The sequence below is a fragment of the Bacillus sp. LR--39 genome (genome assembly GCF_053613335.1).
On the sequence record NZ_JBSIOT010000576.1, the window covers coordinates 1 to 856 of the forward strand.

General features: G+C 47.0%; 1 protein-coding gene and 1 pseudogene. Both read right to left on the reverse strand.

All coding sequences use genetic code 11. From position 1 onward, the window contains the following. Positions 1-253, reverse strand: a pseudogene (locus ACWHAR_RS25025) (RpiR family transcriptional regulator); the annotation flags it as partial. Positions 254-269: 16 nt separating this feature from the next. Continuing rightward, a partial coding sequence (gene murQ, locus ACWHAR_RS25030; protein WP_452088176.1) for an N-acetylmuramic acid 6-phosphate etherase occupies positions 270-856 on the reverse strand: 587 nt, incomplete at its 5' end.

The following is an 856-nucleotide window of genomic DNA, read 5'->3' on the forward strand; positions in this document are numbered from 1 at the left end:
GGTAGCCCTGAAACGTAGGCTTTGCCAGATCGCCCGCTACTCTCATTTTTAAATCTTGAAATCCTTTTAAACCGAGTGATTTGCAGAGCCTGATGACGGCAGCGTCACTTGAATTGGCTAAGGCGCTGATTTCGTTGACCGTGCTTTCGATTGCTTTGTGGGGATGGGCTAGGATATAATCTGCAAGTTTGCGCTCGGATGGAGGGAGCTTATGCTTCATTGATTGGATGATCGCTAAACCGCCTGTGGCCATTCTAGTTCTCTCCTTATCATGGATGGTAATGTTCGATTGCTTTGTCAATGAAACCGTTTGCTTCATCGAGTAATGTCTTTGCTTGTTTCTGATCTGTGCTTGTTTTGAGCATGACGATTGCTGTTTTGACGTGATGATCGGCTTGTTCCAGAGTGTATCTGGCTGTGTCGTATGAAGCGTTTGTAAGGCTTTGGATAATGCTGATGGCGCGTTCTTTTAGTTTTTTGTTGCTGACGTTGACGTCTACCATCAAGTTTTCGTAAACCTTGCCGATTTTGACCATTACAGCGGTAGATATCATGTTTAGAATCATTTTATGAGCGGTTGCGGCTTTCATACGTGTTGATCCTGTAATGGCCTCAGGTCCGACGACAACCTCAATGCTGTGATCCGCATCCTTGCTGATGGCGGAATTTTCATTGCAAGTAAGGGCGATGGTGTGTGCTCCGACTTTGCGGGCGTATCTTAGGGCGCCTGCGGCGTAGGGTGTGCGGCCGCTTGCTGCGATGGCAATGACGGTGTCATTTGAAGTGAGCTGTATGTTTCTTAAATCTTCAGCTCCTGCTTCATCACTGTCTTCAATGCCCTCTGCTGCCTGTAAAA